Source organism: Pseudomonas sp. DF5 (genome assembly GCF_058148225.1).
Genome location: NZ_JBYVYM010000004.1, coordinates 40,133 through 58,028, shown reverse-complemented (window position 1 = coordinate 58,028; position 17,896 = coordinate 40,133). Strand labels below are relative to the sequence as shown.

Below are 17,896 nucleotides of genomic sequence, written 5' to 3'. Positions count from 1 at the left end.
ATGGACAGCGTGATCTCTCGCACCCCGGCCAACGGCTCGCCGCTGCGCCGGTTTTCCAACCTGCTGTACCGGCGACCGAACCTGTATCTGTCGCTGCTGCTGGTGCCGCCGTTGCTGTGGTTTGGCGCGATCTACCTCGGCTCGCTGCTGACCCTGCTGTGGCAAGGCTTCTACACCTTCGATGACTTCACCATGACGGTCACCCCCGACCTGACGCTGGCGAACTTCGCAGCGCTGTTCCAGCCATCGAACTTCGACATCATCCTGCGCACCCTGAGCATGGCCATCGTCGTGTCGATCGCCAGTGCAATCGTGGCCTTCCCGATCGCCTACTACATGGCGCGCTACACCAGCGGCAACACCAAGGCGTTTTTCTACATCGCGGTGATGATGCCGATGTGGGCCAGTTACATCGTCAAGGCCTATGCCTGGACCTTGCTGCTGGCCAAGGGCGGCGTGGCCCAGTGGTTCGTTCAGTACCTGAACCTGGAGCCGGTGTTGCAGTTCGTACTCGGGATGCCGGGAGTGGGTGGCAGCACCCTGTCGACCTCGCACCTGGGGCGGTTCATGGTGTTTGTCTATATTTGGCTGCCGTTCATGATCCTGCCGATCCAGGCCTCACTGGAACGCCTGCCGCCGTCCTTGCTGCAAGCTTCGGCGGACCTGGGTGCCAAACCGCGTCAGACCTTCATGCAAGTGATTCTGCCGTTGTCGATTCCGGGCATCGCGGCCGGTTCGATCTTCACCTTTTCACTGACGCTGGGCGACTTCATCGTGCCGCAACTGGTGGGCCCGCCGGGCTACTTCGTCGGCAGCATGGTCTACGCCCAGCAAGGGGCGATCGGCAACATGCCGATGGCGGCAGCCTTCACGCTGGTGCCGATCGTGCTGATCGCCATTTACCTGTCCATCGTCAAACGTCTGGGAGCCTTCGATGCGCTCTGATTCTTCCTCTCAAGACCGGGCGTCCCTGGGCCTGCGCATCGCCGCCTGGGGCGGGTTGCTGTTCTTGCACTTCCCGATCCTGATCATCTTCCTCTATGCCTTCAACACCGAAGACGCGGCGTTCAGCTTTCCGCCCAAGGGCTTCACCCTGAAGTGGATCGCCGTGGCGTTCTCGCGGCCCGACGTACTGGAGGCGATCAAGCTGTCGCTGCAGATCGCCGCCATCGCCACGCTGATTGCGTTGATCCTCGGCACCCTCGCCTCGGCGGCGTTGTACCGGCGGGACTTCTTCGGCAAGCAAGGTATTTCGCTGATGCTGATCCTGCCGATCGCATTGCCGGGGATCATCACCGGGATCGCGCTGCTTGCGACCTTCAAGACGCTGGGGATCGAGCCGGGGGTATTCACCATCGTGATCGGTCACGCGACCTTCTGTGTGGTGATCGTCTACAACAACGTCATCGCCCGGTTACGCCGCACGTCATATAGCTTGATCGAGGCGTCGATGGACCTCGGCGCCGACGGCTGGCAGACCTTCCGCTACATTGTCCTGCCGAACCTCGGCTCGGCGTTGCTGGCTGGCGGCATGCTGGCGTTTGCCCTGTCGTTCGACGAAATCATCGTCACCACCTTCACCGCCGGCCACGAACGCACCTTGCCGTTGTGGCTGCTCAACCAGCTCAGCCGCCCTCGGGACGTGCCGGTGACCAATGTCGTGGCGATGCTGGTGATGATGGTGACCATGTTGCCGATTCTCGGCGCGTATTACCTGACCCGTGGTGGGGAGAGTGTTGCGGGTAGTGGCGGAAAATAACTGACAACTCATTTCCCAATGTGGGAAGCGGATTCTGTAGGAGCGAGGCTTGCCCGCGAAGGCGTCCTCAAGAACGTCAAAAGCTTCGCGGGCAAGCCTCGCTCCTACAGAGATTCGGTTTCCACAGAGGGAAAACAACAGCTTCGGAGGACAAAGCCATGCAAACCAAACTCTTGATCAATGGCCAACTGGTCGCCGGCGACGGCCCCGCCCAAGCCGTGTTCAACCCCGCCCTCGGTCGCGTACTGGTGGAAATCAACGAAGCCAGCGAAGACCAGGTCGACGCCGCCGTGCGCGCCGCCGATAGCGCCTTCGAAGGCTGGTCGCAAACCACGCCGAAAGAACGCTCACTGTTGCTGCTCAAACTCGCCGACATCATCGAAACCCATGGCGAAGAGCTGGCCAAACTCGAGTCGGACAACTGCGGCAAACCCTACAGCGCCGCGCTGAACGACGAGATCCCGGCGATTGCCGACGTGTTCCGATTCTTCGCCGGGGCCAGCCGTTGCATGGGTGGCGCGCTGGGGGGTGAATACTTGCACGGCCACACCTCGATGATCCGCCGCGACCCGGTGGGCGTGATTGCCTCCATCGCGCCATGGAACTACCCGCTGATGATGCTCGCCTGGAAAGTCGCCCCGGCCCTGGCCGCCGGTAATACCGTGGTGCTCAAGCCATCGGAACAAACCCCGCTGACCGCCCTGCGCCTGGCAGAACTGGCATCGGAGATTTTCCCGGCTGGTGTGCTTAACCTGGTGTTCGGTCGTGGTCCTACAGTCGGCACCCCGCTGGTCACCCACCCGAAAGTGCGCATGGTATCGCTGACCGGCTCCATCGCTACCGGCTCGAACATCATTTCCAGCACCGCCGGCAGCGTCAAACGCATGCACATGGAACTGGGCGGCAAGGCGCCGGTGATCATCTTCGACGATGCCGACATCGACGCCGCCGTGGAAGGCATTCGCACCTTCGGTTTCTACAACGCCGGGCAGGACTGCACTGCCGCTTGCCGCATCTACGCTCAGGCAGGCATCTATGACACCTTCGTCGAGAAGCTCGGCGCCGCGGTCAGCAGCCTCAAATACGGCTTGCAGGATGATCCATCGACGGAGCTTGGCCCATTGATCAGCGCGCAACATCGTGACCGCGTAACCGGGTTTGTCGAGCGGGCCATGGCGCAACCGCACATTCGTTTGATCACCGGCGGCAAGCCAGTGGAAGGCAATGGCTTCTTCTTTGAACCGACAGTGCTGGCCGACGCACAACAGGACGACGAGATCGTGCGCCGCGAAGTATTCGGGCCGGTGGTATCGGTGACCCGATTCACCGATGAAGCGCAGGCCCTGGCCTGGGCCAACGATTCGGACTACGGCCTGGCATCGTCAGTCTGGACCGCAGATGTCGGCCGCGCCCATCGCCTGTCTGCACGCCTGCAGTACGGCTGCACTTGGGTGAACACCCACTTCATGCTGGTCAGCGAAATGCCGCACGGTGGTCAGAAACTGTCCGGTTATGGCAAGGACATGTCCATGTATGGACTGGAGGATTACACGGTTGTGCGGCATGTGATGTTCAAGCATTAAAAGCAAAAAGATCGCTGCCTGCGGCAGTTCTCCTGTAAGCGCTGCCGCAGGCCGCGATCTTTTGCTCAACGGACAAAGCCTTTACACCTCAAAACCGCGAAACACTCCTCATCGCATCCACCAGATAGCGCATCGCAATCCGGTCACTCTCCGACAGCTCGCGATAGCGCTCCACCAACTTCAACTCCTCCGAACTGAGCCGACGCCTTCGCCGCCCGGTGGCCAGGCAGGGAAAGAGTCCCAACATTTCAGTGATGCCTTGTACTTTCGACATGGACGATGTCCTTCTATACGTCAGAGAAAACTGCAAAACCGCATCGCCCTATCACTTTCAGAGGGTCGCCTTACGCCCGCTGAACCCACCGGCCTGAAGGGCCGAAACCGGTCATGTCCATAGAATAGAAATTAAATCGGCGCTGAAAAGCGGTTTTTAGAGTAATTAGTCGAAAAAAGCAGATATGCCCTATAAATCAGAAAGTGCTGTGAGAAACGTTACCTGACATGTCTTGTTTCATTGCCGCGCTGTCGCGGTGCCTTCAATCATTTTTGCTCTGCAACTGAACGGTTTAAGCTTATTGGCATCTGCTCTAAAGTCCGTTGCGTTTGGCCGAAGGCATGTCCGAACCGTTATTTCTGATCCAGCACGTGCCAGGAACGGCGCGGGATTGTTCACGACAGGTTGTACTTATGCACCGCAGGAATTTGCTCAAAGCGTCCATGGCCATCGCGGCTTACACCGGTCTCTCGGCCACCGGCCTGCTGGCCGCGAACGCCTGGGCCGGTAGCGGCACTGCCGATGGCGATGCTCAGGCGTTCGACTTCGAAGCGCTGAAGAGCCAGGCCAAACTGCTCGCCGGCAAGCCGTATCAGGACACCAAACAGGTGCTGCCGCCGACGCTGGCAACCATGACGCCGCAGAACTTCAACGCGATCCGCTACGACGGCAATCACTCACTGTGGAAGGATCTGAAAGGTCAGCTGGACGTACAGTTCTTCCACGTCGGCATGGGTTTCAAGCAGCCGGTGCGCATGTACAGCGTCGATCCCAAGACTCGACTGGCGCGCGAGGTGCATTTCCGCCCGTCGCTGTTCAATTATGAAAAAACCACCGTCGATACCCAGCAGCTCAAGGGCGACCTGGGCTTTTCCGGGTTCAAGCTATTCAAGGCCCCGGAGCTGGATCAGCACGACGTCTTGTCGTTCCTCGGCGCCAGCTATTTCCGTGCGGTAGACGCCACCGGCCAGTACGGTTTGTCGGCCCGCGGCCTGGCGATCGACACCTACGCCAAGAAGCGCGAAGAGTTCCCGGACTTCACCAAGTTCTGGTTCGAGACACCGGGCAAGGACAGCACCCGTTTCGTGGTGTACGCCCTGCTCGATTCGCCGAGCGCCACCGGGGCCTACCGTTTTGACATCGATTGCCAGGCCGAACGCGTGGTGATGGAAGTCGACGCCCACGTCAATGCCCGCACCGCCATCGAGCAACTGGGTATCGCACCGATGACCAGCATGTTCAGTTGCGGCACCCACGAGCGCCGTATGTGCGACACCATTCACCCGCAAATCCACGACTCCGATCGCCTGGCGATGTGGCGCGGCAACGGCGAGTGGATCTGCCGTCCGCTGAACAACCCGGCCACCCTGCAATTCAACGCCTTCGCCGACACCGACCCGAAAGGCTTCGGCCTGGTGCAGACCGACCATGAATTCGACAGTTATCAGGACACCGTCGACTGGTACAGCAAGCGTCCGAGCCTGTGGGTAGAACCTACAACCGCGTGGGGCGAAGGCTCTATCGATTTGCTGGAAATTCCTACGACCGGCGAAACCCTGGACAACATCGTCGCGTTCTGGACGCCGAAAAAACCGGTCGCGGCCGGTGACTCCCTGAACTACGGCTACAAACTCTACTGGAGCGCCCTGCCACCGACGGGTACGCCGCTGGCACGGGTCAATGCGACCCGTTCGGGCATGGGTGGCTTCGTCGAAGGCTGGGCGCCAGGTGAACATTACCCCGAAGTCTGGGCACGCCGCTTTGCCGTGGACTTCACCGGCGGCGGGCTGGACCGCTTGCCCGAAGGCGCGGGGATCGAACCGGTGGTGACCTGCTCGAACGGTCAGGTGAAGGATTTCAACGTGCTGGTGCTCGATGACATCAAGGGCTACCGAATCACCTTCGACTGGTACCCGACCAATGACAGCGTGGCGCCGGTGGAGCTGCGGTTGTTCATTCGCACCAATGACCGCACGTTGAGTGAAACCTGGTTGTACCAGTATTTCCCGCCTGCGCCTGATAAGCGTAAGTACACCTGACGGTAAGTGGGCGCCTGAACCGGCCCCTTCGCGGGCAAGCCCGCTCCCACAGTGATGGGGTTGTTCACAAAATTTGTGTACGCCGCCGATCCTTGTGGGAGCGGGCTTGCCCGCGAAGGCGGCAGGACAGCCGACAAACCTCTCGACACAAAAATGCAAAAGCCCCGGTCAACACGACCGGGGCTTTTTTGGTCTTACAGCCGCATTCAATCACGCAAATCCGATTCATGAATCGGCTGGTCACGATGGGTGGCCCGTTGGTATTGCGCCGGCCAGATCGCCTTGTGCCCACCCAGATCGTCATCGGCATGCAGCGGCCAATACGGATCACGCAACAATTCCCGGGCGAGGAAGATGATGTCGGCCTGACAGGTGCGCAGAATATGCTCGGCCTGGGCCGGCTCGGTGATCATGCCGACGGTGCCGGTGGCAATACCTGACTCCTTGCGTACCCGCTCGGCGAAACGGGTCTGATAACCGGGCCCTGTAGGAATTTCGGCATTTACCGCCGTACCGCCCGACGAAACGTCAATCAGGTCCACACCCAGGTCTTTCAGGCGTCGCGCCAGCTCCACGGTTTCGTCGGGGTTCCAACCGTCTTCCACCCAGTCGGTGGCCGATACCCGCACAAACACCGGTAACTCTTCAGGCCACACGGCCCGCACCGCTTCGGTGACTTGCAGCACCAGCCGGATGCGATTCTCGAACGAACCGCCGTACAGATCGCGCCGTTGATTGCTTAGGGGCGAAAGGAACTGATGCAGCAGGTAACCATGGGCGGCATGCACTTCGACCACTTTGAAACCGGCGGTCAGCGCCCGTTTGGCCGACTCGACGAAGGCCTGAATGACCTCGGCGATCTCACTCTCATTGAGCTGCTTGGGCGGTGTGTGCTGGGGGTCGAAGGCGATCGGCGAAGGGCCGACCGGAGTCCAGCCGCCATCTTCCGGCTTGACGCTGCCATGTTTGCCCAGCCACGGCCGATGCGTGCTGGCCTTGCGACCGGCGTGGGCCAACTGGATGCCGGCGACAGCGCCTTGGGCGGCGATGAAACGGGTTATACGTTGCAGGGGTTCGATCTGTTGATCATTCCAGAGACCAAGGTCCTGGGCGGTGATACGCCCGTCGGCGGTGACCGCCGTGGCTTCAGTGAATACCAGACCCGCGCCGCCGATCGCGCGGCTGCCGAGATGGACCAGATGCCAGTCATTAGCCAGCCCATCGACGCTGGAGTACTGGCACATCGGTGACACCGCGATGCGGTTGAGCAGGGTCAATTGACGAAGGGTATAGGGTTCAAGCAGCAGACTCATGGGGCACCTCTCAAATCAGTGGGCAGGCTCCAGGGTTCTGTTTGAATAGTCGACGAGTGACAGGAAAAAGGTGCAGCACCCGCCCCCGCGGGCAAAAAATTCGACAAGACGTCACAAGGATAATCAAGCAGTGCTTAGAGCCTAGTCGACATCGCGGGATCAGGGAGGGTTCAGAGAGATTCGGTGTGAGGGAAATCGCTTTCGCGGGCAAGCCTCGCTCCCACAGGGTTTACGCAAATCCTGTGGGAGCGGGCTTGCCCGCGAAGGGCTTAACGCGGTTCGATGTGGGCAATCATCAACTGCACAGTCTCGTTCCCACGAAACTCGTTGAGGTCGAGCTTGTAGGCCAATTCGACCCACTTGATGGTCGGATTCGGCCAGATGTCCCGGTCGATACCAAAGGCGATGCCATCCAGCTTCACCGAGCCGCATTCGCTCTTCAGCACCACTTTGAGGTGCCGCTCGCCAACCACGCGCTGCTCGACCAACTGGAACACCCCGTGAAACAGCGGCTCCGGGAAGTGTTGGCCCCAAGGCCCGGCGTGGCGCAGGGCGCGAGCCAGTTCCAGGTGAAACTCCTCAACCGCCAGGGTGCCGTCTGACAGCAGTCGCCCGGTCAGGTCTTCTTCACGCATTTGCCTGCGCACTTCGGCGTCGAAAGCTTCGGCGAACAACGGAAAATTCGCTTCCGGCAAGGTCAGGCCGGCCGCCATGGCGTGGCCGCCGTATTTACTGATCAGGTTCGGATGTTGCGCCGCGACCACGCTCAAGGCATCGCGAATGTGAAAGCCCTGAACCGAACGCCCCGAGCCCTTGAGCAGGCCATCGCCAGCATCGGCAAAGGCAATGGTCGGACGGAAATAGCGCTCTTTCATACGCGAGGCGAGGATACCGATCACCCCCTGGTGCCACTCGGGATCGAACAGGCACAGGCCGAACGGCATCGATTCCACCGGCAGATCCTTGAGTTGGGCCAGCGCCTCGCGCTGCATGCCCTGCTCGATGGATTTACGGTCCTGGTTCATGCCATCCAGCTGAGCCGCCATTTCACGGGCGGCGCCAGCGTCTTCGGTGAGCAGGCACTCGATGCCCAGGCTCATGTCATCCAGCCGCCCTGCCGCGTTCAGACGCGGGCCGAGGATAAAGCCCAGGTCAGTGGAGGTGATGCGCGAATGATCACGCTTGGCCACTTCAAGGATCGCCTTGATCCCCGGGCGGGCGCGCCCGGCGCGAATTCGCTCCAGGCCCTGATGCACCAGAATCCGGTTGTTGGCATCCAGCGGCACCACGTCGGCGACGCTGCCAAGCGCCACCAGGTCGAGCAATTCGCCAATGTTCGGCTGCGCCTTGCTCTCGTACCAGCCCAGGCTGCGCAAACGCGCACGCAGGGCCATCAATACATAGAAAATCACCCCGACACCGGCCAGGGCTTTGCTCGGGAATTCGCAACCCGGCTGGTTCGGATTGACGATGGCATCGGCTAACGGCAGTTCGTCGCCGGGCAAGTGGTGATCGGTGACCAGCACCTTGAGCCCGGCCTTTTTCGCCGCCGCCACGCCTTCGACGCTGGAAATGCCGTTGTCCACGGTGATCAGTAACTGCGGCTCGCGGGTCAGCGCCACTTCGACGATTTCCGGGGTCAGGCCGTAGCCGTACTCGAAGCGGTTGGGCACCAGATAGTCGACATGCGCCGCGCCCAGCAGGCGTAACCCCAACATGCCCACGGTACTGGCCGTCGCGCCATCGGCATCGAAGTCGCCAACGATCAGAATCCGCTGACGCTGCTCCAGCGCCGTCACCAGCAAATCCACCGCCGCCTCGATGCCCTTGAGCTGCTGGAACGGAATCAGCCGCGCCAGGCTCTTGTCCAGTTCAGCCTCGGACTGCACGCCCCGCGCCGCGTAAAGGCGGGTCAGCAGCGGTGGGATATCACCGAGGAATGGCAGGGTGTCGGGCAACAGGCGAGGTTCGATGCGCATGGGGTGACAGGTGCTTCTCTTGAATACGTAGGATAAAACCGGGTGACGCGGCCAAGCGGCGAATAATCAGCCGCGTTCGCCGGCCAGCCATTGCAACTGGACTTCGTGCTGACCACGGTCGTCGGTGACGAAAATCGTTCCTTCGCTGATCATCACGTCCCACTTGATAACGCGCGGCATGTCCTTGGCCAGGGTTTCCAGCACGTCCTGGGGCACGGCGGCGATGTTGACGTTTTTCAGGGTCTTGATCGCCGGGATCACTTTGCCTTCCCAGACACGCAGGCTGCCGTAGGCCAGCAGGCTGGTGCGTTCGGTGCGGCGCGAGCACCAGGTCAGGCGGTCGGCGTCTGGCTGGCCGACTTCGATCCAGTGCAGGACACGGTCGTCCAGGCTCTTTTCCCACAGCGCCGGCTCATCCACGTCTGACAGACCGCGGCCAAAAGACAGCTGCTCGTTGTACCAGAAGGCGTAGGCCAGCAGCCGCACGGTCATGCGCTCTTCGGTTTCCGAAGGGTGACGGGCGATGGTCTGCTTCACGTTCTCGTAGACGCTGCGGTCGAGGTCGGTGAGGTTCAGTTCAAACTTGTAGGTCGTGGACGGCTGGGCCATGAACGGGCTTCTTGATACGGGGAAAGGCGGCAAGTCTAACCGATGCAAGAGGGCAATCAACGAATTGAAGGCGAATCAACTTTGGGCGATGGATGTCGGCCTATGATAAAACGCTGCATTCGCTCAGCCTTTGTCCTACAGGATTTCGCATGCCGTTCTCCAATAAACCGCTCTCGGGTCTGAAAGTCATCGAATTGGGTACGTTGATTGCCGGGCCGTTTGCCTCGCGTATTTGCGGCGAATTCGGCGCCGAAGTGATCAAGATCGAGTCACCGGACGGCGGTGATCCGTTGCGCAAATGGCGCAAGTTGTATGAAGGCACCTCGCTGTGGTGGTTCGTTCAGGCGCGCAACAAGAAATCCCTGACCCTGAACCTGAAACACCCCGATGGCCTGGCGATCCTGAAACAGCTGCTCAGTGAAGCGGACATCCTGATCGAGAATTTTCGCCCCGGCGTGCTGGAAAAGCTCGGCCTGGGTTGGGAAGTTTTGCACGCACTGAACCCGAAACTGGTGATGGTGCGGCTCTCGGGCTTTGGCCAGACCGGCCCCATGAAAGATCAGCCGGGCTTCGGTGCGGTCGGTGAGTCCATGGGCGGCCTGCGCTACATCACCGGGTTCGAGGACCGGCCGCCAGTGCGCACCGGGATTTCCATCGGCGACTCGATTGCCGCGCTCTGGGGCGTGATCGGCGCACTGATGGCCTTGCGTCATCGCGAGGTCAACGGTGGCTTGGGCCAAGTGGTGGACGTGGCGCTGTACGAAGCGATCTTCGCCATGATGGAAAGCATGGTCCCGGAGTTCGACGTGTTCGGCTTCATCCGCGAACGCACCGGCAACATCATGCCGGGCATCACGCCCTCCTCCATTCACACCAGCGCCGACGGCAAACACGTGCAGATCGGCGCCAACGGCGATGCGATCTTCAAGCGATTCATGCTGATCATCGGCCGCGAGGATCTGGCCAACGACCCAGTGCTGGCCAGCAACGACGGGCGTGACAGCCGTCGCGACGAGATTTACGGGGTGATCGATCGTTGGGTCAACTCACTGCCGCTGGACGCAGTGATCGAGCAATTGAACCAGGCCGACGTTCCCGCCAGCCGGATCTTCAGCGCCGAAGACATGCTCAGCGATCCGCAATACCTGGCCCGGGAAATGTTCCTGCAAGCCAAGCTGCCCGACGGCAAGGACTTCAAGATGCCCGGCATCGTACCGAAGCTTTCCGAGACACCCGGCACCTCGGAATGGGTCGGGCCGCAGTTGGGTGAACACAATGCGCAAGTCCTCCACGATCTGGGCTACGACCCGGCACAGATCGCACGACTGCGTGAAGACGGGGCCATCTAAGCTGAATCGCCTGCTTTCATCTGTCCTCGATTACGCCGGCATCGGGCGCCTGCTGGCGGCGCTCGGGCTGTTGTCGGGCCTGATATCCCCGGCCCTGGCGCAACCTAAGGAGCATTTGTTCTGGCTGTTGCGCGACCTGCCGCCACTGACAATCTTCGAAGGTCCGAAAAAAGGCCAGGGCGTTATCGACCAACTGATGCCCCTGCTGATCGCCGGTATGCCGCAGTACGAACACACCCTGATACGGGTCAATCGCGCCCGCGGCATGCAGATGCTTCACGAAGAATCCTTTACCTGCGACCCCTCGCTGGTCTGGAGCAAGGAGCGCGAACAATGGATCACGTATTCCATTCCGGCCTTCCGGGTGGTCAGCAATGGGCTGGTGATCCGACGTGAAGATCGGTCGGTGCTGGAGCCGTTTCTTTCCAACGGTGAAGTCGATCTGGCGGCCCTGTTGGCCAGCGGTCGACAGAAAGTCGGTGTGATCGCCGAGCGCCGTTACGGTGAGTTCCTCGACACACTGCTGCAACAGGCGCCAGCCGGCGCGCTGACGCCCCACTATGGCAATGACGCCCTCGGCAGCCTGCTGCAGATGCAACGCCTGGGTCGTTTGCAGGTGGTATTGGGTTACTGGCCGGAAATCCGCTATCAGGCCCATCAGGAAAACCTGGCCGATGAGCAACTGGAGTTCTACCCGGTCAAAGGCACGGGCAACTACATGCCCGTGTACATCGGTTGCTCGAATACGCCCCAGGGTCGACAGGCGATCAGTGAAATCAACCGACTATTGCGCGCCCTGCCCCGCGAGCACCTGGACCCGTTGTATGCCGACTGGCTCGACCCGCAAAGACGCAAGAATTACCTGGAAGAAACCAAGGCCTTTTTCGAGCATCAGGCCACGCAATGACAAATCGCAGGCAAAAAGAAACCCCGAGAAGTGGGGAGACAACTCGGGGTTAAACGTGGCCTGTATGACAGACCCGTAGCAGCAAGCTACAAGCACCGGAGCACAATGCTTGATCCTGCCGTTACATGGTCTGACTGACCTTGGCGCAGGAAGGTTCCCACAAAAAACACTTCAATTTCGGCTGACCAGGCGCTTGTCCTGAGCAGCATTGCGCAACGCCGCGATGACACAGGGCTCCAGGCGTCCTTCAGCGATCAGCACGTCGCGGTGCAAGCCGTCGACGACATCCGTCAGCAGACGTTTATCGGTTAACTGGGCCTGATTGAACAGCCGTTCGACCACGATAGCGCCGGTCGCACTCTTGAGCGTCACCAGGCATTCGCCATGGGCACCCGATGGGGTCAACTTGACCTGGTACGGGCTCAGAGCCTCGCCGAGCAATAGACTGATACTTTCCATCTCGATCACCACTCAATAGTCCGCAAACAAAGTGCCTGGGGCGTATCCACAGTAAATGACCCCAGGCCCGAGAAGAAAGTTCTGGATTCCAACGGCAGGCGCACCGGCGCCTCTGGTGGATAAAGCATGCCCGGAAAAGATGACAGTAAAAAAACAGCCGCGTTTAAACCCTTTCACCCGAGACACATTCCTTGTAGCAGCTGCCAAAGGCTGCGTTCGGCCGTAGCAGCTGCCGAGCCTGCGAGGCTGCGTTCGGCTGCGCAGCAGTCGTAAAACCTGCTTGCAAGGTCTGACTGAAGCACCGCGTGGCCTGGATTCACGACTGCTGCGCAGCCGAACGCAGCCTCGCAGGCTCGGCAGCTGCTACAGGGATTGCGCTTCACGCCTGCCTTGTCCGCTTGGCCAGATCGGTCCATCCGCCCAGCAGTCCGCGCAATTGACCGTCCGCGCTGTAAAACGGCACTGTCCACTGATAGATGTCCCTGACGCCGTCCTTGAACATCAACTGGCGCTCGCTGAAGCGGGTCTTGCGCGTACCGAGCTGGGCCATGAACTCGGCGTGCAGTTGCTCGGCGGTTTCCTTGGGCAAAACATCGAGTTCGATCAGGCGGCGCCCCTGAATCTGGTCGAAACGAGTCGACAAACTCTCCTCATAACTTTTGTTGCACATGATCAAACGCCCTTCCAGATCACGCACGAACATCGGATCGGGCATGGCGTCTATCAAGGCATGCTGGAAGGCGAGCTGGTCATTGAGGTCTTTTTCGGCGTCCCGACGTTGCTGGATCAACATCGCAAGTCGCCGGCTCCACAACAGGGATAGCAGCGCAAAAACACTGGCGACAAAAACGCCCCAACAGCCCCATTCTGCTATTCGCTGCCAGGTCGAAGGCGTCTGTACAGGAACAATGCCATCGAGCCACTTCAAGCGAATGGCACGTAACTCGGCAGGCGGAAACGCTTCGAGCGCCTTGTTGAGGATGCTCAACAATTGCGGCTGTCCTTTGCGTACCGCCAGATGATCGGCCTCCCATTTACCCTCCACCGTATCGCCCACCTTGAGCTGCCCGGATGGATAGAGCTGCGCCCCGGTTTCGTTCTCGATGGTGGCATAGGCTTCGCCGCTTTCGACCAACGCCCTGGCCTCGGCGTAGGTTTTGACCGAATGCAACTCGATGGCCGGATAATCGCGACGAATAGCCGCCTCCAGCGCATGCCGTGCTGGCAGCACCAGTACTCTTTTCGACAGCTGCTGCATGGATTGCACCGCTGGCGCGCCCGCTCGCCCGACGAACACCCAGCCCGCACCACCGAACGCATGACTGAAATCCAGAAACTCCTTGCGCTCCTCACTCATTGCCAGTGTGGTGCTCATGTCTGCCGCGCCGTTTTCCAGGCGCTCCAGCAATTGATCGGTGGAAAACGTCTCTTCGTGGAGGAACTTCAGCCCTGTCATGGCGCTGATGCGGTTGAGCACATCGTTGTTCAAACCGCTCCAGTGTCCATGTTCATCCTTGAACAGGTACAACGGGTACTGCGCCGACGCGACGATGACCGTCGGATGTTGCGCAATCCATTGCAGCTCCTGAGCGTCTAGCCCGATCGCGGCCCCGACGACCGACTCACGGGGTCCATAAGTCGCCAATTGCGCCGCCAGCCCCCATTGAGCAACGCTCATGGCGCCGACCAACAATATCCAGCACGCGGCTGGTTTAAACCCTCTAAAAAACAGCATTGCCACTTCCTTGGTAATCGTCTCGCCCGTCCTTCATGGGCGGCTCTTCATTTACGAAACCCGACAAGTGTGGCATGCAGAAATGAGAAAGCCCGTCAGGAGACGGGCTTCAAAATGTGACAGCTTTTACCGGTTACAGTGGCTTGCCGCGGTTGCCATGCTGACTGACAAAGGCCTGCACGGCTTTCAGGTCGTTCGGCAACACGGTGCAACGCTCATCTCGCTCAAACAAATCAGAAAGATGTGCAGGTAGTTCAAGCGCTTTTCCTACACCGGCTTTTTCCACCGCGTCCGGGAATTTGACCGGATGAGCCGTACCCAGGATCACCATCGGAATATCCAGGCTGCGACGGCATTCGCGCGCGGCCTTCACGCCGATGGCGGTGTGCGGGTCCAGCACCTCGCCGGTTTGCTCGAAGACTTCAGCAATGGTTTCGCAGGTTTGGGCGTCGTCCACCGCCAGCGAATCGAACAGCTTGCGCGCCTCGGTCCAGCGTTCCTGTTCGACACTGAAACCGCCACCCTGCTTGAAGGTGTCCATCAAACCGGCAATCGCCGCGCCGTTGCGACCGTGCAAGTCGAACAGCAGGCGTTCGAAGTTCGACGAGACCATGATGTCCATCGATGGCGACAGCGTGGCGTGCAGGGTTTCCTTGACGTACTGATTGCCGCTCATGAAGCGGTGCAGGATGTCGTTGCGGTTGGTGGCGACGATCAACTGGTTGATCGGCAGACCCATGTTGCGCGCCAGGTAACCGGCGAAGATATCGCCGAAGTTGCCGGTCGGCACCGAGAACGACACCGAACGCGCCGGGCCGCCCAACTGCAGGGCTGCGTGGAAGTAATAAACGATCTGGGCCATGATCCGCGCCCAGTTGATCGAGTTCACCGCTACCAGACGGGTGCCCTTGAGGAAGCTCTGGTCGGCGAAGCTCGCCTTGACCATTTCCTGGCAGTCATCGAAGTTGCCTTCGATGGCGATGTTATGGATGTTCTCGCCAAAGATGGTGGTCATCTGGCGACGCTGCACTTCAGACACGCGGTTGTGCGGGTGCAGGATGAAGATGTCGACGTTTTCGCAATGCTTGCAGCCTTCGATGGCCGCCGAACCGGTGTCGCCGGAGGTAGCACCGACGATCACTACGCGCTCGCCGCGTTTTTCCAGCACGTAGTCGAGCAGACGACCGAGCAGTTGCAGGGCGAAGTCCTTGAACGCCAGGGTCGGGCCGTGGAACAGCTCCAGCACCCATTCGTTGCTGTTCAGCTGACGCAACGGTGCCACGGCGCTGTGGGAAAACACGCCATAGGTTTCTTCAAGAATCTTTTTGAAATCGGCATCCGGAATGCTGCCGGTAACGAACGGGCGCATCACCCGGAAGGCCAGCTCGTGATACGGCAGGCCGGCCCAGGAAGCGATTTCTTCCTGAGTGAAACGTGGCAGGTTTTCCGGGACGTACAGACCGCCGTCGGTGGCTAGACCGGCCAGCAGGACGTCTTCGAAATTCAGGGCCGGTGCCTGGCCGCGGGTACTGATATAACGCATGACTGGCTCCAATAGACAGTGTTCGCAAACCCGGGCCCGCACGCAGGCCCGGTGAACGATAACGACTTAGTTCAGGTGCTCGACGCGGATCCGTACAACCGGACCGACCACGCCCGCAAGCGCTTCCAGGGCAGCGATCGCATCGTTGATGTGCTGTTCCAGTACGCGGTGGGTCAGCAGGATCATCGGCACCAGGCCGTCGTGTTCCTCGACTTCCTTCTGCATGATCGATTCGATGTTGATGCCGCGCTCCGACAGGATGCTCGCCACCTGGGCCAACACGCCCGGATGGTCCTTGGCCTGAATGCGCAGGTAGTAGGCGCTTTCGCAGGCTTCGATTGGCAGGATCGGGTGGGCCGACAGCGAATCCGGCTGGAAGGCCAGGTGCGGTACACGGTTTTCCGGGTCGGAGGTCATGGCGCGAACCACGTCCACCAGGTCGGCGATTACCGACGAAGCGGTCGGCTCCATGCCGGCGCCAGCACCGTAGAACAGGGTCGAACCGGCAGCATCACCGTTGACCATCACCGCGTTCATCACGCCATTGACGTTGGCGATCAGGCGATCGGCCGGGATCAGCGTCGGGTGCACGCGCAACTCGATACCAGCCGCGGTGCTGCGCGCCACGCCCAAGTGCTTGATACGATAGCCCAGCGCTTCGGCGTAGTTCACGTCAGCGGTGGTCAGCTTGGTGATGCCTTCGGTGTAAGCCTTGTCGAATTGCAGCGGGATGCCGAACGCAATGGACGCCAGGATCGTCAGCTTGTGAGCGGCGTCGATGCCTTCGACGTCGAACGTCGGGTCAGCTTCGGCGTAACCCAGGGCTTGCGCTTCAGCCAGCACGTCTTCGAAGGTCCGGCCTTTTTCACGCATTTCGGTAAGGATGAAGTTACCGGTGCCGTTGATGATGCCGGCCACCCAATTGATACGGTTGGCGGACAGGCCTTCACGGATCGCCTTGATCACCGGGATGCCGCCGGCCACGGCCGCTTCGAACGCAACGATCACGCCCTTCTCGCGAGCCTTGGCGAAAATTTCATTACCGTGAACGGCAATCAGTGCCTTGTTCGCGGTGACCACATGCTTGCCATTCTCGATGGCCTTGAGTACCAGCTCGCGGGCAACGGTATAGCCGCCCATCAGCTCTATGACGATGTCGATCTCAGGGTTCGTGGCCACTTCGAAGACATCGTTGGTAATCGCAATACCGGTCGTCTGGAACTGAGGCTTTGGCGTGCGCATGGCAATTTGTGCCACTTCGATTCCACGCCCGGCACGACGAGCAATTTCCTCGGCGTTGCGCTGAAGTACGTTGAAGGTACCGCCACCGACGGTCCCTAACCCACAGATGCCTACTTTGACCGGTTTCACTGTGAACTCCCCATAAAACGGCCGACTCGAGGCCGGCCGTGAAAACAGCCGCAGGTTCGCGGCTCTCTATTGATGGCCCGGCAAATGCTGCCGCCGGACCACGCTCGTCAAAGGCTGGCCGTGACGATGCGAATTTACTTCGCGCCCAGTGCCAGTTTGGCGACTTGTGGCGCAGGCTGGTAGCCCGGAATGACCTGACCGTCAGCCAAAACGATGGCCGGTGTACCGTTCACGCCAATCGACTGACCAAGGGCAAACTGCTTGGACACCGGGTTATCGCACTTGGCGGCCTTGATTTCCTTGCCATCGACCATTTTGTCCATGGCGGCTTTCTTGTCTTTGGAGCACCACACGGCTTGCAGTTGCTCGTCACCCGGCGAGCCCAGGCCCTGGCGCGGGAACGCAACATAACGCACTTCGATGCCGCGTTTGTTCAGCTCAGGCACTTCGGCGTGCAGCTTGTGGCAATACGGGCAAGTGGTGTCGGTGAACACGGTGATGTGCGACTTGGTTTCGCCGATGGCCGGGTAGACCACGGTTTCCGCCACCGGAATGTCGTTGATCAGTTTGGCAATGCCCAGGCGTTCGGTCTTCTCGGTCAGGTTGACCGGTTTACCGTCCTTGAGCTGGAACAGGTAGCCCTGAACAACGTATTGGCCGTCGGCGCTGGCGTAAAGCACGCGGCTGCCCTTGAGCTTGACTTCGTACAGACCTGGCAGCGGGCTGGCGGTGATGGTTTCGACCGGCACGTCGAGCTGGAGGTTTTCCAGGCTTTTACGAATGGCTTTGTCGGCCGCGTCATCGGCGACGGCAAAGGTGCTGACCAACGCAATGGCTGCAGCGGCGAAAATCTGGGTCAGACGCATGAGAACTCCTGAAGGCGGACAAATGGGACGATCAGAACGCCCGTGCCGAAACACCGGGTCATAACCGCCCATCGTGCAAACCGGCAAAGCCTACCACATAAGGCCCCTGT

General features: G+C 60.2%; 15 protein-coding genes. 6 read left to right on the top strand and 9 right to left on the bottom strand.

The genetic code is table 11. The features are described from left to right. The 3 genes from AC30D7_RS05160 to AC30D7_RS05150 all read left to right on the top strand — a co-directional run bounded on the left by AC30D7_RS05160 (nucleotide 1) and on the right by AC30D7_RS05150 (nucleotide 3,342). A complete protein-coding gene (locus AC30D7_RS05160; protein WP_019581622.1) occupies nucleotides 1-945 on the top strand; it encodes an ABC transporter permease in 945 nt (314 codons plus the stop codon). Beyond that, nucleotides 935-1,759 (top strand): ABC transporter permease, encoded by an 825-nt coding sequence (locus AC30D7_RS05155; protein ID WP_018926693.1) that lies wholly within the window; start codon nucleotides 935-937, stop codon nucleotides 1,757-1,759. The genes AC30D7_RS05160 and AC30D7_RS05155 overlap by 11 nt, the downstream gene beginning before the upstream one ends. 158 nt (nucleotides 1,760-1,917) lie before the next feature. Next, a complete protein-coding gene (locus tag AC30D7_RS05150; RefSeq protein ID WP_490133316.1) occupies nucleotides 1,918-3,342 on the top strand; it encodes a gamma-aminobutyraldehyde dehydrogenase in 1,425 nt (474 codons plus the stop codon). An 88-nt stretch (nucleotides 3,343-3,430) separates the two neighbouring features. Here AC30D7_RS05150 and AC30D7_RS05145 read toward each other — a convergent pair whose 3' ends face one another. Continuing rightward, entirely contained in the window at nucleotides 3,431-3,616 is a 186-nt protein-coding gene (locus AC30D7_RS05145; protein ID WP_007940616.1) for a hypothetical protein, read from the bottom strand. 413 nt (nucleotides 3,617-4,029) lie between these two features. Here AC30D7_RS05145 and AC30D7_RS05140 point away from each other — a divergent pair, with 413 nt between their 5' ends. Next, nucleotides 4,030-5,655: a glucan biosynthesis protein D gene (locus AC30D7_RS05140; RefSeq protein ID WP_490133315.1), complete on the top strand. Its 1,626-nt coding sequence runs from the start codon at nucleotides 4,030-4,032 to the stop codon at nucleotides 5,653-5,655. Between the two features lie 206 nt (nucleotides 5,656-5,861). On the opposite strand, the gene AC30D7_RS05135 is transcribed toward AC30D7_RS05140, so the two are convergent. The 3 genes from AC30D7_RS05135 to AC30D7_RS05125 form a co-directional block, all read right to left on the bottom strand. Further along, on the bottom strand, nucleotides 5,862-6,968 hold the full coding sequence (locus AC30D7_RS05135; protein ID WP_490133314.1) for an NADH:flavin oxidoreductase/NADH oxidase: 1,107 nt from the start codon (nucleotides 6,966-6,968) through the stop codon (nucleotides 5,862-5,864). Between the two features lie 269 nt (nucleotides 6,969-7,237). Beyond that, nucleotides 7,238-8,947 (bottom strand): single-stranded-DNA-specific exonuclease RecJ, encoded by a 1,710-nt coding sequence (gene recJ, locus AC30D7_RS05130; RefSeq protein WP_490133313.1) that lies wholly within the window; start codon nucleotides 8,945-8,947, stop codon nucleotides 7,238-7,240. 66 nt (nucleotides 8,948-9,013) lie between these two features. Further along, nucleotides 9,014-9,556 (bottom strand): YaeQ family protein, encoded by a 543-nt coding sequence (locus AC30D7_RS05125; RefSeq protein ID WP_205887323.1) that lies wholly within the window; start codon nucleotides 9,554-9,556, stop codon nucleotides 9,014-9,016. Between the two features lie 149 nt (nucleotides 9,557-9,705). Between AC30D7_RS05125 and AC30D7_RS05120 the strand changes: the two genes are divergently transcribed. Together AC30D7_RS05120 and AC30D7_RS05115 are read left to right on the top strand one after the other, a co-directional pair. Next, nucleotides 9,706-10,905 carry a CaiB/BaiF CoA transferase family protein gene (locus AC30D7_RS05120; RefSeq protein WP_490133312.1) on the top strand — a complete coding sequence of 400 codons (1,200 nt, stop codon included), beginning with the start codon at nucleotides 9,706-9,708 and terminating at the stop codon, nucleotides 10,903-10,905. Then, entirely contained in the window at nucleotides 10,886-11,812 is a 927-nt protein-coding gene (locus AC30D7_RS05115; RefSeq protein WP_490133311.1) for a TIGR02285 family protein, read from the top strand. The genes AC30D7_RS05120 and AC30D7_RS05115 overlap by 20 nt, the downstream gene beginning before the upstream one ends. A gap of 171 nt (nucleotides 11,813-11,983) precedes the next feature. On the opposite strand, the gene AC30D7_RS05110 is transcribed toward AC30D7_RS05115, so the two are convergent. The 5 genes from AC30D7_RS05110 to AC30D7_RS05090 all read right to left on the bottom strand — a co-directional run bounded on the left by AC30D7_RS05110 (nucleotide 11,984) and on the right by AC30D7_RS05090 (nucleotide 17,786). Then, nucleotides 11,984-12,271, bottom strand: coding sequence for a DUF3509 domain-containing protein (locus tag AC30D7_RS05110; RefSeq protein ID WP_490133310.1), 288 nt, complete (start codon nucleotides 12,269-12,271; stop codon nucleotides 11,984-11,986). A gap of 379 nt (nucleotides 12,272-12,650) precedes the next feature. Beyond that, nucleotides 12,651-14,006, bottom strand: a complete 1,356-nt coding sequence (locus AC30D7_RS05105; protein ID WP_490133309.1) for a transporter substrate-binding domain-containing protein — start codon at nucleotides 14,004-14,006, stop codon at nucleotides 12,651-12,653. A 133-nt stretch (nucleotides 14,007-14,139) separates the two neighbouring features. Next, a complete protein-coding gene (gene thrC / locus AC30D7_RS05100; protein ID WP_490133308.1) occupies nucleotides 14,140-15,549 on the bottom strand; it encodes a threonine synthase in 1,410 nt (469 codons plus the stop codon). A 66-nt stretch (nucleotides 15,550-15,615) separates the two neighbouring features. Further along, nucleotides 15,616-16,920, bottom strand: a complete 1,305-nt coding sequence (locus AC30D7_RS05095) for a homoserine dehydrogenase (protein WP_018926703.1) — start codon at nucleotides 16,918-16,920, stop codon at nucleotides 15,616-15,618. A gap of 134 nt (nucleotides 16,921-17,054) precedes the next feature. Continuing rightward, nucleotides 17,055-17,786, bottom strand: a complete 732-nt coding sequence (locus AC30D7_RS05090) for a DsbC family protein (protein ID WP_007934018.1) — start codon at nucleotides 17,784-17,786, stop codon at nucleotides 17,055-17,057. Nucleotides 17,787-17,896 lie beyond the last annotated feature (110 nt).